General features: G+C 35.2%; 9 protein-coding genes, 1 tRNA gene and 1 other RNA gene. All 11 read right to left on the bottom strand.

From position 1 onward, the window contains the following. Positions 1-520 precede the first annotated feature (520 nt). The 11 genes from recR to gltB all read right to left on the bottom strand — a co-directional run bounded on the left by recR (position 521) and on the right by gltB (position 14,659). On the bottom strand, positions 521-1,117 hold the full coding sequence (gene recR, locus ACJQQZ_RS09675; RefSeq protein ID WP_002466890.1) for a recombination mediator RecR: 597 nt from the start codon (positions 1,115-1,117) through the stop codon (positions 521-523). A gap of 4 nt (positions 1,118-1,121) precedes the next feature. Continuing rightward, positions 1,122-1,439, bottom strand: coding sequence for a YbaB/EbfC family nucleoid-associated protein (locus tag ACJQQZ_RS09670; RefSeq protein ID WP_002451946.1), 318 nt, complete (start codon positions 1,437-1,439; stop codon positions 1,122-1,124). Between the two features lie 89 nt (positions 1,440-1,528). After that, positions 1,529-3,229: a DNA polymerase III subunit gamma/tau gene (gene dnaX, locus ACJQQZ_RS09665; RefSeq protein ID WP_145506845.1), complete on the bottom strand. Its 1,701-nt coding sequence runs from the start codon at positions 3,227-3,229 to the stop codon at positions 1,529-1,531. Positions 3,230-3,299: 70 nt separating this feature from the next. After that, positions 3,300-3,830 (bottom strand): GNAT family N-acetyltransferase, encoded by a 531-nt coding sequence (locus tag ACJQQZ_RS09660; protein WP_049425478.1) that lies wholly within the window; start codon positions 3,828-3,830, stop codon positions 3,300-3,302. Between the two features lie 157 nt (positions 3,831-3,987). Further along, positions 3,988-4,257, bottom strand: an RNA gene (gene ffs / locus ACJQQZ_RS09655) — signal recognition particle sRNA large type. A 91-nt stretch (positions 4,258-4,348) separates the two neighbouring features. Continuing rightward, positions 4,349-5,083, bottom strand: coding sequence for a trehalose operon repressor (gene treR / locus ACJQQZ_RS09650; RefSeq protein ID WP_002451943.1), 735 nt, complete (start codon positions 5,081-5,083; stop codon positions 4,349-4,351). Positions 5,084-5,108: 25 nt separating this feature from the next. Next, the gene (gene treC / locus ACJQQZ_RS09645) at positions 5,109-6,746 is read right to left on the bottom strand and encodes an alpha,alpha-phosphotrehalase (RefSeq protein WP_145506842.1); all 1,638 of its coding nucleotides are present in this window, start codon (positions 6,744-6,746) and stop codon (positions 5,109-5,111) included. Between the two features lie 75 nt (positions 6,747-6,821). After that, complete coding sequence (treP, locus tag ACJQQZ_RS09640) at positions 6,822-8,258, bottom strand: PTS system trehalose-specific EIIBC component (RefSeq protein ID WP_124228260.1); 1,437 nt, start codon at positions 8,256-8,258, stop codon at positions 6,822-6,824. A gap of 280 nt (positions 8,259-8,538) precedes the next feature. Further along, a tRNA-Ser gene (locus ACJQQZ_RS09635) sits at positions 8,539-8,631 on the bottom strand. A 52-nt stretch (positions 8,632-8,683) separates the two neighbouring features. Further along, entirely contained in the window at positions 8,684-10,147 is a 1,464-nt protein-coding gene (locus tag ACJQQZ_RS09630) for a glutamate synthase subunit beta (protein WP_049425207.1), read from the bottom strand. Between the two features lie 15 nt (positions 10,148-10,162). Beyond that, on the bottom strand, positions 10,163-14,659 hold the full coding sequence (gltB, locus tag ACJQQZ_RS09625; protein WP_145506836.1) for a glutamate synthase large subunit: 4,497 nt from the start codon (positions 14,657-14,659) through the stop codon (positions 10,163-10,165). Positions 14,660-14,768: the final 109 nt, after the last annotated feature.

Here is a 14,768-nt window from a genome sequence, read left to right as displayed (position 1 = left end):
GGCACGCCGCCAGCGTTCATCCTGAGCCAGGATCAAACTCTCCATAAAAAATTATGATGTTTGATTAGCTCATAAAACTAAATTAATTGTTGTAACTTTCGTTACATTATTGGAATTAACGTTGACAAATTGTCATTCAGTTTTCAATGTTCATTTCTTTTACCGACAAGAATTAATTATACGCCTTATTAACTCGAAAGTCAATAACTTTTTAAAATTAATTTTTGAAGTGATTTGTGTTGTTTTCGCTTTGTTTCGCTCAACAAATATATACTATACAGACATTCAAAACTTTTAACAACAGTAAAATTTACACTTTCTTTCCTGTGTAAATCTCTTGGTGTGTCTGATTTCGTATAATATAATAAACGTTATTATAAAAGTTCGTTTTTTGGATGAATTTTTTTGATTTACATCGTAATTCACTTCTAAAATCTCACTATATACAAACTTTAACTTTTTTACATTTTATTAAACAAAAATTAAAAAACACTGACACGTTACGCATCAGTGTTTTTAACTACATTTCAGTTCTACCAGCTATCGCTTTAGATAATGTTACTTCATCTGCATATTCTAAATCTCCGCCTACAGATAATCCTTGTGCTAGACGAGTTACTTTAATGCCTATTGGTTTAACAAGACGGGAAATATACATTGCTGTTGATTCGCCTTCAAGATTTGGATTCATAGCGAGTATTAACTCTTTAACTTCATCATTTTTCAAGCGTTCAACCAATGCTGGTATATTTATGTCCTCAGGGCCTATACCATCCATAGGCGATATCGAGCCATGTAGAACATGATACAAGCCTTTAAACTCTCTCATTTTTTCCATTGCAATGACATCTTTATCATCTTCAACAACACAAATAACTGAGCGATCTCTTTGTTTATCTTCACAAATATAACAAGGATCTTTTTCAGTTATATGTCCACACACACTACAATAGGTAAGTTCACGCTTTACATCTACGAGCGCTTTCGCAAATTGAACGACGTCATCTTCTTTCATATCTAATGTGTGAAATGCCAGACGTTGAGCGGTCTTAGGACCAATGCCTGGCAATTTCATAAAACTATCTATAAGTTTGGATATGGGTTCTGGATAATGCATCTTATCACATTCCAGGGATATTTAAGCCTTGAGTATGTTTACCTAAGCGTTCTTGTGTTAACTTATCAGCTTTGTTCATCGCTTCATTAGTAGCTGCTAATACTAAGTCTTGTAACATTTCAACGTCATCTGGATCTACTGCATCTTCTTTGATTTGTACATCTACTACTTCTTTGTGTCCAGTAACAGTTACAGTAACCATGCCGCCACCAGCTGTACCTTCAACACGTTCATCTTTTAATTTTTCCTGTTCTTGTTCCATTTTCTTTTGCATTTTTTGCATTTGTTTCATCATTTGTTGCATATTTCCGCCACCGCGCATAATCTATTTCCTCCTTGTAATTCCTTGAATTCTTTAAATAATAACTTTGTTTATATTATACATACGAATATTAGCCTTGTCATGTGTAGCTAATCATCTATCATATGTACTGTTTCTTCTCCAAATAAATCTTTCGCCTTTTGTGCTACATCTTCTTGTTCTGGCTCAGTTTCTATTTTTTTCGCTTCATTATGTTGATCCTGTTTTCTGTTTTGAAGATATTCTGCTCTTACACGTAACCATTGATCTGAGGGAACACCCACTACTTTGACAGTTTTATTAACGATATTACAGACTACACTTTCTATATTGTTACGCTTTTCATCGTCTTTATTAACAATTTCACAGTGAATCTCTTCTTCAAATTTCACTAACACATGATCTTCGCTTGCTGCTACTGGTTCTGAATTTTGAAGTAAACTTACTAAGGACTTTTTATCATTGTTTTTAGCATGATCAATAACTTCTTGCCAATGATCTTTGAGTAGTTTGATATCATCTTTATTGGCTTTATCTAACACTTTAGCAATTTGTTGCATAGAAAAAGCATTTTTTGAGCGTTGTTGACTTCTAACTGGCTTTTTCGGCGATTGCGTCTGTCCTGATGCCGATACACCTTGCGATTTTAATACTTTCAATTCCTGCTCTAATTGTTCCATACGCTGTAATAAAACGTCATTATTAGGTTCTGTAGCAACTTGTGTTGTAGCAACATTTTGCACTGTTTCTGGTTTAGCTTTAATCATTTCAGCTAATTTTACCAACAGTACTTCGAAATGCACGCTTTGATTCACACTAAAACGTATAGATACTAATGTGTCATTGATAATATCAATCATGCGATATAAGGTATCCAAGTCAAAATGAAGAAGTGCGTCATATTCGACTTCTTGGTTAGATGTTTTATTCATAATTGTATCTCTGACGAAATAAATCATATCATTTATTAAACGATTGACTTCTTTTCCTTCAGTAACAAATTGATGATACCTCGTAAATGATGCCTTAACATCGCCTTTAACCACATCTTTAAATAATTCATTTAACGATGCTTCATCCACACTACCTGTAACATTTAACGCGTCTTGTAATGTTAAATGTTCATCTCCAAAAGCAATGGCTTGGTCCATAATACTTAACGCATCTCGCATACCACCTTCAGAGGCCTTAGCAATAAATTCTAGCGCCTCATCATCGTAAGGTAATGACTGTGAATCAGCCACGTATTTCAAACGTTCGACAATTTGTTCTAAACTGATAGCTTTAAAATCAAATCTTTGCGCTCTTGAAATAATAGTTGGTGGGATTTTGTGAGGTTCAGTCGTAGCTAATATGAAAATTGCGTGTGCAGGTGGTTCTTCTAATGTTTTTAATAACGCATTAAAAGCACCTGTCGTTAACATATGAACTTCATCAATAATATAAACCTTGTATTCGGATTCACTTGGTGCGTATTTAACTTTATCTCTAATATTTCTAATCTCATCAACACCATTGTTACTCGCAGCATCTATTTCAATCACATCAGAATTAGTGCCTTGAGTGATACCTTTACAAATTGCACACTCATTACATGGTTCCCCGTCTGTACTATTTGTACAATTTATAGCTTTAGCAAACACCTTAGCAATACTTGTTTTTCCTGTCCCTCTAGGGCCGCTAAATATATAGGCATGGGATTGTTTCCCTTTAGATATCGCATTTCGTAAAGTTTTAGTTACGTGCTCTTGTCCGACGACGTCATCAAAACTTTGAGGACGATACATACGATATAACGCTTGATAATTCACCTTAGCACCTCCGTTTGCAATTACTCTCTATTATATCATTTGTGCTAGCCTGTTCATCAATAAAAATTCTTTAACGCATAATACTTGGATATTTTACTTGTCCAATTGGTTGGTCTGTTAAATTATCCCATAGAAACTTCACTAATAAAGGCTGCGTGACATCTTCATCCTTAGAATATAAATTATAGTCATTTGCTAATTGATAGCCTAATTGAGTAAAGTATGATGTTTCTCGATCAACTACAATAGTAGTGTACCCTTCTGACTTCGCACGTTCTTCAACAGCTTGGACTAGTGCTTTACCTAATCCTTGATTTCTTAATTCCTTTTTTACTGATAGTGACGCGACAGTCAAAGCGGTATATGTTTTCTCTTCTGAAATCACTCTGACTTCGACAAGCATGATATGTCCAATCACTTCATTTTGTTCGTTCTTCGCTATTACTTCTAACTCATAATTATAGTCATCTGACTTTCTTAATGTTTTAACAAGCGCTTTTTCCTGCCAACTTGCTTCCGGTTGTTCATCGTAATTTGCTTCAATACTATTTAATGATTCTTCATAATCCACTTCTGTTAAGGTACTCAAATAGATTTGCATCTTTACACCACCATTTACGTCATTAGCTATTTCGTTTGTTTTATCGTTATAACTTTATCAAATTATGTCACATTTATCTATTTATATAAAAAGAGAGCGACTCATCATACAAGTCGCTCAAATCTATATTCGATATTATTATTTATAAATTTAAAAACCGTGCACCTTTGAATCGAACGTATATCACAAACGTTACCGAAGTCGTTAGCTAAATCTCGGCTACCCTACGGCACATATGAGAGTCCACTTAATGCTGCTTCCGTCAGGACCTGACATGATTCATGGGTTCATATTGCATAGGACCGAAATCTTCAAACACTACGTGCTTCGGGCAGACTTCACAAAAATACGCCCTCAACAAAGGAATTAAGTCTCGCATAAAGCGGATTTCGAGTACAGGGAACCGCTACCTCCCCACCTAGCACGGTAAGATTTATAATACTATAATTACTATTATGTTTGCAAGCTTAAAATCTTACAACTATAAATATCTATCATAAATTCGTTCAGCTTCGACTCTATTGCAATAAATTTTCTCGACGTCTTGAAAACTCCTTAAATTTAAATTCAGTCGCAAGATGTTTAGATATATTATATTGAAACTGTGTCGTATCCTTTAAATATACTGTACTTCGCACTGTCGCTGTATAAGGAGGGTTAATATCGCCAAACATCTCATAGTCTAATCTTGAAAATGGTTCAAAAGTAATAGATTTACTTGAGTAACTGATATCTAGCTCTAAATCATTTTCTAAATAGTTATATATAGATTGTTTCGCAACGCTATTAGGAATAGATGTAACTACAGATTTCAAGAAAAAATCTTCATCTAAGATTTTCACCTTGTCTTGAATTGAACGTGCGCGAATAACATGAAGCAATATATCATCATTTTTTAATCCTAATGCTAACCTTACTCTTTCATAATCGCCTGCTTTAACTTCTTCGTTAACAATAAGTTCAGTATGGTGTTTCAAGCCTAATTGATCTTGTACTTCTTTGAAACTAATCAACTCTGAAAACGGAAATTCAGTGATTCCTTGGTATATAACAACAGACCCTTTTCCTCTAATCTTTTGAATCATGCCATCATTCGCTAACAGCTCCAGCGCTTTACGAACCGTTTCTCTAGACGTCCCATAATTAGATACCAATTCATTCTCTGACGGTATTTGATCACCATATTGGTATTGTTCTGATAAAATCTGATTTTTTAACTGTTCATAAATAGTAATGAATTTCTTTTGAGTCATGTTGAGATCCTCTTTTTACATAAAATTACTTCGCCGTTTCAACCACAATTGCACCAAAGCCTGACATTTGACGTTGCTCTAATATTCCATTTTGAATAATTACATCACCTGAGACATCTAAATCTTCAGGTAATAATACAGGTTCTTTAGAGAAATTAGCAATAACCAACCAAGTTTGATTGCGATAATGACGACGATATACAAATAATTGTTCGTGTTCCATATACATCGGTTCAATATTACCATAAGTTATTATATCGTGATGATGTCTTAATGAAATCAATGCTTTATATGTGTGTAAAATAGACTCAGAATCTTTCATTGCTTGTTCCACATTAATATGGTGATAGTTCTGAGGAATAGAAATCCAAGGTTCTCCAGTTGTAAAACCTGCATGATTTGTTGCATTCCATTGCATTGGCGTACGAGAGTTGTCACGTGATTTTTGATCTAATATTTCTAAAATGTCTTGCTCGTTGTATCCCTGTTTTTTCAAATAATCATAAGCATTTAATGATTCTACATCTCTATAAGCATCTATTGAATTGAAATGAGGGTTGGTCATACCAATTTCTTCGCCTTGATAAATATATGGTGTCCCTTGTAGCATGTGTAGTGAGATGGCTAATGTTTTAGCGCTTGCTTGACGTAAAGATTCAGAACTATCATCCCCGAAGCGTGAAACTACACGTGGTTGGTCGTGATTACACCAGAATATCGCATTCCAGCCACCACCTTCATATATACCTAATTGCCAATCCATCAATATTTTTTTAAGTTGTTGAAAATCCATACTACCCTTAGCCCATTTTTCACCGTCAGGATAATCTACTTTTAAATGATGGAAATTAAATACACTACTCAATTCTTTTCTTTCTGGATTAGAATATTTAATACAGTGATCAATGGTAGTAGACGACATTTCACCGACAGTCATCATATTCTTATTACCAAATGTATGTTGATTCAATTCATGTAAATACTCATGCACTTTGGGTCCATCCGTATAAAACTCTTTTCCGATTTTGTCAGAGTCCTTAAATTCACCTTTGGAAATAAGATTGATCACATCAAACCGGAAACCATCCACACCAAAATCAATCCAATAATTGACAATTTGATAAAGGGCTTGTCTAACTTCTGGATTATCCCAATTTAAATCTGCTTGAGTAACATCAAATAAGTGTAAATAATAGTCATCACTTTTTTCATCATATTGCCATGCATTACCTCCGAATTTGGATTCCCAATTTGTGGGCGGTCCATCCTCCGAATGTCTAAAGAAATAATAGTCTCGATAAGGACTATCTTTAGATTGAATGGCTTCCTTAAACCATTGATGTTCTGTTGATGTATGGTTAATCACAATATCCATCATTACTTTAATATCTCGTCGATGAGCTTCTTTCACTAAAACTTTAAAATCTTCTAAAGTACCAAATTGTTCATTAATAGTAAGATAATTACTAATATCATACCCATTATCGTTCATAGGCGATTCATAAATTGGCGTTAACCATATGTAATCTACGCCTAGAAAATGTAAATAATCTAGTTTCTCAATAATACCTTTTAAATCACCCTCACCATTGCCTGTCGTATCATTAAATGATTTGGGATATATTTGATAAACAACTGATTTTCTCCAGTCTTGTTCACTCATTGTTAAACCACCTTTATGTATTATATGAAAATAAAAAGCGCTCAGAGGTTTAATCAACTTGAACGCTTTACTTTTTTATGAATTAGATGTGTCGACCATCTTTTTAGCTTTTTGATTACTAAATCTTGAAAATACTATTGTTAACACAGCAGGAACAACTGTCGCAATTAATGTAGCTGGAAGATAGATCCACCAAAATTCACTTTTGATTGAGATAAATGCAGGCCAACCACCTACACCAACACTACCTAATACTTTATGAGCACCAATGAAAGCACCTAGTACACTTGAAGTTAGAATGGCCGCAATAAAAGGATATTTTAATGGTAAGTTCACACCAAATAAAGCTGGTTCAGTTACGCCTAATACACCTGAAATACCTGAAGTAAACGCAAGTCCTTCTTCTTTAACCATTTTCTTACGTTTATAGACAATCCATGCACCAAATGCCGCTGAACCTTGGCAAATATTTGAAATCGCTAGAATTGGCCATAAATATGTACCGCCTAAACTACTACCCATTAATTGGAAATCAACGGCTAAGAACATGTGATGTAAACCTGTAATTACAAGTGGTGCATATAATAAACCATATAACGCGCCACCTAACCAACCTGCATGTTCAAATACATAAGTCACGCCATTTGTAATGCCTGTGCCTAATATTAAGGCAATAGGTCCTATAACTATAAACGCTAAGAAACCTGTAATCAACAATGCTACCGGTCCAACTACGAGCATCTTAATAGAATCATGTACAACTTTGTTTAGTACTTTCTCTAATTGAGCTAACACATATGTTGCTAATAATACTGGTAAAACTTGTCCTTGATAATTAAGCTGCTTAATTTCTAAGCCAAATAAATTCCAAGTTGGTATATGCCCTTTACCAATATCATATTGTGATACAAGTTGCGGATGCATTAAGATAAGCCCTAAAACCAATCCTAAAATTGGACTTCCTCCAAATACACGCATACTACTCCAACCAATTAAAGCAGGTAAGAAAATGAAAGCGGTACTTGCGATGACATTAATTATATTTGAAATGTCCGCAATTTGTGGGTACATGTCTATTAACTTTTTAGGACCAAATAACCCTTCCATAGTTAAAATGTTATTGATCCCCATTAATAACCCAGCTGTTACAATCGCTGGTAAGATTGGTATAAATATATCCCCCAATAATTTAATCAATCTTTGAATTGGATTCCCTTTTTTAGCTGCAGCTTGTTTAGCGTCGTCTTTTGAAGCTTCTTCTGCTCCCGTTTCTGCTACAAATTGTTTATAAACTTCATCTACCGTTCCCGGCCCAATAACAATTTGATACTGATGATCTGCTTTGAATTGTCCTTTTACTAAAGGATTATCACTCAACGCATCTTTATCTACTTTATTATCATCTTTTAATACTAACCGTAGTCTTGTTACACAGTGTGTCGCAGTATCTAGGTTCTCCTTCCCCCCAATTGCATCTACAATGGCTTTTACATCTTGTTTTTTTACAGCCATAGCCCTCACTCCTTTGTTATCTTACACAAATTATAACTTGTCTAGACAAGTTATGTAAAGGCTTTCAAGTAAATTCATATAATCTTTTACTTCAAAGACACAAATGAGTCACGTTTCAATTTAAAACTGCCCCTTTATTAGGCATATAAAACTGTCAGCACTGCGTTGTTCAATTCCGTCTTAACGTCGCTATATAAAAAGGCAAATAAAAAAGGCAAATACTCATCATAAAATGAATACTTGCCTTTTATATCTATTAGTCTTGGATTTAAAATTCTAATGGCGGAGGAAGAGGGATTCGAACCCCCGCGGCCCGTTAAGGCCCTGTCGGTTTTCAAGACCGATCCCTTCAGCCGGACTTGGGTATTCCTCCATTGAACACAATAATTATCATATAATAGTGTTCATTAAAAGTCAATTCTTTTTTACACTAGAATTTCTTGGTTTAAATACGTTTCAACTGCATCAGCTACGGCTCTACCTTCTTTAATAGCCCATACAACAAGACTAGGTCCTCTTCGTGCATCCCCAGCAGCAAAGATCTTCGAATGATTCGTTCTAAAGTCTTTGTCATTAGCCACAATTTTGTTTCGTTCGGTTTTAATACCAAATGATTGTGGAATGGTGATTTCAGTACCTATAAAGCCAATGGAAAGTATAACTAAATCTGCTGGCCAAAATCGTTCTGGTCCATCTTCCATCACCGTACCGTCTTCAGTCTCTCTTAATATTTGTGTATAAAGCCCTCTCACTTTCCCAGTATCGTCCACATCATATCTCATTGTTTGAACACCATATGCACGTGGCTCTTTACCAAATTTCGCTTCACATTCTTTATGTGCATAATCCATTTTGAATACTGGTAAGGCAAGTGGCCACGATGTATTGGTTTCAAAAGTGATTTCTTCAGGAAGTTTCGTAAACTTATTGAACTGCACAATGGATTTACAATTTTCACGCAACGCTGTTGCCACGCAATCTGCCCCCGTATCTCCTGCACCAATAATAATGACATTCTTATCTTTAGCTGAGATAGTTACTTCGTCAATTTCACCAGTTAAAAATCGTGTTTGTTCTGTTAAATAATCCATTGCAAAGTGAATACCATAACCCATACGTCCCTCTAACGGTAAATCTCTAGCATTCTGTGAACCTGTGCATAAAATAATAGCATCATATGTTGATTCTAAATCTTCACGACTGATATCGACACCAATTTCAATGCCAGTTTTAAACTGAATGCCAGCTTCTTTCATTAATTTAATACGACGTCTTACCACATCTTTATCTAATTTCATGTTAGGAATACCATACATCAATAAGCCACCGGGTTCCTTAGCTCGTTCATATACTGTGACCTTATAGCCTCTATGGTTAAGTTCATCAGCTGCTGTCAACCCAGCTGGTCCACTTCCTACGATAGCAACACTTTGCCCTCTATCCGCTTCAGGATATTTTGGCTTAACCCATCCATTTTCATATGCTTCATCAATAATTGTACGTTCAATTCCTTTAATAGCTACTGAATTCCGATTAATTTTCATCACACATGATTGTTCACATGGTGCTGGACATACACGTCCAGTAAATTCTGGAAAATTGTTCGTTTCACTAAGTCTATCGTATGCTGCTTTAAAATCTCCTCGATAAACTAAATCGTTCCATTCCGGAATATAGTTGCCGATGGGGCATCCTATCGTTTCAAAACCATAGGATAATCCACTTTGACAAAAAGGTGTACCGCAGTCCATACATCTCGCCCCTTGAGTAGATGCATCTTCCTTTGTAAAACGTTGTTGAAATGCATGATGATTTGAAAGACGATCAATCAAAGACAATTCTGCTAATGCTTGCTTTTCATATTTCATAAACCCTTTAAATTCGCCCATGATAATCCCTCTTTCTTAATAAACTACTGCTGGTTTTAATGTCTCATCAACACTTGAACTGTTATCATTAAATGCCGCTAACATAGCATCGTCTTTTCTACTATGTTGACGTAATTGAATATCAATTTTTTGCATCATTAATTTATAATCTTTAGGTATCACTTTGACAACTAGATTTTTTATGTCATCGAAATGTTGTAATATATCTTGCGCCTTTGAACTATGTGTATATTTCACATGACTCTCAAGCATTTTCTTAATAAACTGCATTTCTTCGTCATACATAACTTCACTAAATTCCAAAGTATTAAGTGCATGTTGCGTCTTAAATTGACTGATATCACTTGGAAATACATAACTTACGCCACCACTCATACCTTGACCGAAGTTCTTTCCTACATCGCCAAGTATTAATACGTGGCCGCCTGTCATATATTCAAGTCCATGATCACCAATACCTTCAACTACCACATCGGCACCACTATTTCTAATACAGAAACGTTCTCCGGCTTTACCATTAATAAAAGCTTTACCTTTTGATGCACCATAGAAGCATACGTTTCCTGCTATGATTTCATTTTCACGTAATGAATTAGGTGCTTGTACAATGACTGTACCACCTGACAAACCTTTACCGACATAGTCATTGGCATCTCCATTATGATGTATCGTTAATCCTTTTGGCGCAAAAGCAGCCAAACTTTGACCAGCATGGCCATCCGTATTAACATAAATCGTATCTTCTGGTAATCCTTTTTCCCCATATTGTTTAGCAATCGCACTACCAGTAATCACGCCAACATCACGTTGAACGTTCTTAATGGTATAACTTCCTGAAAATGCATGACCTGCCTCTATACTTTGTTTGGCATCTGGATATAGATAATTCAAATCAAAACCTTCATCTAAATGATGATTCTGTGCTATTTCCTTAGTATTAGGACCATCAGCTATGTTGATTAATCGTTCGATTTCAACAGATGCTGCTTTTGTTCCTGGTTTAATATGAGAAGAACGTTGTAATAAGTCTGTTCGTCCTACTAATTCTCCAACTGTTCTCAATCCTAATGATGCAAGTATTTCACGTAATTCTTCTGCAATAAAATACATAAAATGTACAACATGTTGTGCTTTTCCTTTAAATAAAGCACGTAAATCTTTGTTTTGAGTAGCAACTCCTACTGGACATGTATCCTTATGACAAACACGCATCATAACACATCCCAAAACCACTAAAGGTGCTGTTGCAAATCCAAATTCTTCCGCTCCAAGCGCACATGCATACGCTACATCTTTACCAGTAAGCAATTTACCATCTGTTTCTAACTTCACTCGACTTCGTAAATCATTTAATTTCAAAGTTTGATGTGTTTCTGCCAAACCTATTTCCCAAGGCACACCCGCATGTTGAATACTAGTTTTAGGCGAAGCACCTGTTCCACCGTCATAGCCACTGATGACAATTTTATCTGCAAACGCTTTTGCTACCCCTGATGCAATGGTTCCCACACCTGTTTTCGACACTAATTTAACAGCAATATCCGCTTCTTTATTTGCATTTTTCAAATCATGAATCAATTGTGCTAAGTCTTCGATAGAATATATATCATGATGCGGTGGTGGTGAAATGAGACCGATACCCGGCGTAGATCCTCTTGTTTCGGCAATCCACGGATATACTTTAGAACCAGGTAATTGACCACCCTCACCAGGTTTAGCACCTTGTGCTACTTTAATCTGTATTTCCTTTGCATGTTGTAAGTAGTCATTCGTTACGCCAAATCTTCCAGAGGCAACTTGTTTAATTGCGCTAATTTTATTACTACCGTCTTTTTGAGGTTGATAGCGTAAAGGATCTTCTCCACCTTCACCACTGTTACTTTTACCTCCTAGACTGTTCATCGCTTGCGCCAATGTTTCGTGCGCTTCAGCTGATATAGATCCATAACTCATTGCACCTGTGTTAAAACGTTTAACAATTTCAGAAGCAGGCTCAACTTTTGATATATCAATAGGTTTACAAGTCTTAAATTCTAATAAATGACGAATAAAATCTTGGCGCTGTTGATTAACCGTATCGGAATATTGTTTGAATAAGTCATAGTCATTATCACGACAAGCATGCTGTAATAAGAAAATTGTTTTCGGATTATAAGCATGATGCTGTCCTTGTTGTCTCCATTGGAAAGTACTACCAGACGCTAAATAATCTGAATGCGACTCTTGTCTTGCTTTATTTTCCTCATCAATTTGTTGAATGTTAATACCAGAGATTTTAGATTGTGTCCCTGTAAAATATTTATCAATAACAGTTTGTGATATCCCAACCGCTTCAAATATTTGTGCACCTTGATAACTTTGAACTGTTGATATTCCCATTTTAGCCATTACTTTAATAACACCTTCTGATAACACGTTTGTATACGTTTCGACATTCGATGTTACTGTACCATGTAATTTGCCATCATTTGTGAGTTGTTCAACCGTTCGTTGAGCTAAATATGGCACGATTGCGTTTGCCCCATAACCTAGTAAGCATGCTACGTGATGTACTTCACGTGTCTCACCAGATTTTGCAACTAAACTTGTTTCCATACGTAAACCTTCGCGTATCAAACATTGATGAACATGGCTCATTGCTAGTAACATTGGCATGGCAAATCCTGATTCTGACGCTAGCAAACTATCGTCTAATACGATAATTTCAGAACCATTTTTCACATATTGAATCACTTCATCAGATAATCGTTTCAAACTAGCCTCTAAATCATCATGATATATAGTTGAAACATAAGTCGTTTTAAACTTCTCAGTATCAATAGCTTCTAATTGGGCCTCTGTTAATACTGGTTTTTTAAGTTGAACACGATGAAGTACTGTTTTATCAGGTTTCAATAGATTGCCTTCGCCACCTAAATAAGACATTTCACTTGTGACAATTTTTTCTCTATAAGCATCAATAGGTGGATTAGTAACTTGAGCAAATAACTGTTTAAAATAATTAAATAAGCTTTCAGGTCTATCATTTAATACTGCAATAGGTGCATCATATCCCATAGCACCAATAGGATCTTTCTTCTGCAAAACTAAATCAAAGATATACTTATTCATTTCTTCTTTTGTATACGCAAATTGACGTTGTAGTTTAAATAATGTTTCATCATCATATTCAGTTGAACTGTATTTCACATGATCTATATGCGCTTCATATTTTTCTGTTTTTAGCCACTCTGCATACGGATGTTCACTAGCAATTTCATATTTCAATTCATTGTTTTCAACAACTTTATTCTTCTTAAAATCGACTAATAATAATTTTCCAGGATTTAATTGCCCTTTAAACGCAACCTCTGATTCATCAACATCTATTACGCCAACTTCAGAAGAAAAGACGATGAAATTATCTTTCGTGATGGTATATCTACCAGGACGCAAACCATTACGGTCTGTTAATGCGCCTATCTTATCCCCATTACAAAATGAAATCATTGTAGGTCCATCCCATGGCTCCATTAAGTAACTATAAAATTCATAAAACGAACGTACATCTTTGTTATTCGATTTGTTATAGAGCCATGGCTCTGGTATTAATAGCATGGCAGCTTTTTCCGGTTCCATTGCCAAAGATAAAAACTCTAATGCATTATCAACGATTGATGAATCACTACCATCTTCATCAACAATACGATGTATTTTATGTTGATCCTCACCAAAAAGTGTATGTACTAATTTATTTTGACGTGCACGCATCCAATTAACATTACCTTTAATTGTATTAATCTCACCATTATGCATAAGTAGTCGATTAGGATGTGCACGTTTCCAACTCGGAAATGTATTTGTACTAAATCTTGAATGTACTAGACCAAGTTTCGATTGATAGGCTTCATGTGTTAAATCTAAATATAGCCCTTTAATTTGATCAGAACGTAGCCATCCTTTATAGACAATGGTTTTGTGAGATAAGCTTGTAAAATATAATTCTATCCCTTCTTGTTCAGCGTAATATTCTATTTGCTTTCGAGCTAAATAAAGTTGTTTATTTATATCTTCAGCGTGACGAATATCGATAAACACTTGTTGAATAAAAGGCATCGTATCCGCTACATGCTGTGCAACTGCCTCTTTATTAACTGGTACATCACGATAACCTATGACATCGAGACCTTCACCTTCAAAATAGTGACTCAACACCGTCTCATGCTTACTTCCAATCACACGTTCTGTTGAAAAAAATAGCCCTACTGCATATTCACCTTCATTGGGTAGTGGTAAATCATGCAACTGTTCAAAGAATTTAAAGGGAATTTCAGTCATGATACCTGCACCATCACCAGTCATTCCATCAGCACTGATACCACCTCTATGATCTAATCTACATAACATTTCTAATGATTTTTCAATGACATCGTGTGATCTAATGTTATCCATATTAGCGTAAAAACCAATACCACAAGCATCATGTTCCTCACGATAATCGTATAATCCCTTTTTTAGCTTCTCATTATACATGATGCACACTCCCTTTTAGAATTTTCTGACAATTAATATTTAGTAATCATTAATATAATGTAATTGTTTCATCTGTTCAATATATAAATTAGATAATATTTATCTAAAA

The organism is Staphylococcus sp. KUGN1 (assembly GCF_045984185.1).
Taxonomy (GTDB): domain Bacteria; phylum Bacillota; class Bacilli; order Staphylococcales; family Staphylococcaceae; genus Staphylococcus; species Staphylococcus warneri_A.
The sequence above is the reverse complement of the archived record's forward strand: the minus strand, read 5'-3'. Positions and strand labels throughout refer to the sequence as shown.

Excerpts from the sequence above, each read along its gene's own strand:
- treC (WP_145506842.1), bottom strand. The coding sequence starts at position 6,746 with ATGAGTGAACAAGACTGGAGAAAATCAGTTGTTTATCAAATATATCCC.
- ACJQQZ_RS09630 (WP_049425207.1), bottom strand. The coding sequence starts at position 10,147 with ATGGGCGAATTTAAAGGGTTTATGAAATATGAAAAGCAAGCATTAGCA.
- ACJQQZ_RS09660 (WP_049425478.1), bottom strand. The coding sequence starts at position 3,830 with ATGCAAATCTATTTGAGTACCTTAACAGAAGTGGATTATGAAGAATCA.
- gltB (WP_145506836.1), bottom strand. The coding sequence starts at position 14,659 with ATGTATAATGAGAAGCTAAAAAAGGGATTATACGATTATCGTGAGGAA.
- treR (WP_002451943.1), bottom strand. The coding sequence starts at position 5,083 with ATGACTCAAAAGAAATTCATTACTATTTATGAACAGTTAAAAAATCAG.
- recR (WP_002466890.1), bottom strand. The coding sequence starts at position 1,117 with ATGCATTATCCAGAACCCATATCCAAACTTATAGATAGTTTTATGAAA.
- treP (WP_124228260.1), bottom strand. The coding sequence starts at position 8,258 with ATGGCTGTAAAAAAACAAGATGTAAAAGCCATTGTAGATGCAATTGGG.
- ACJQQZ_RS09670 (WP_002451946.1), bottom strand. The coding sequence starts at position 1,439 with ATGCGCGGTGGCGGAAATATGCAACAAATGATGAAACAAATGCAAAAA.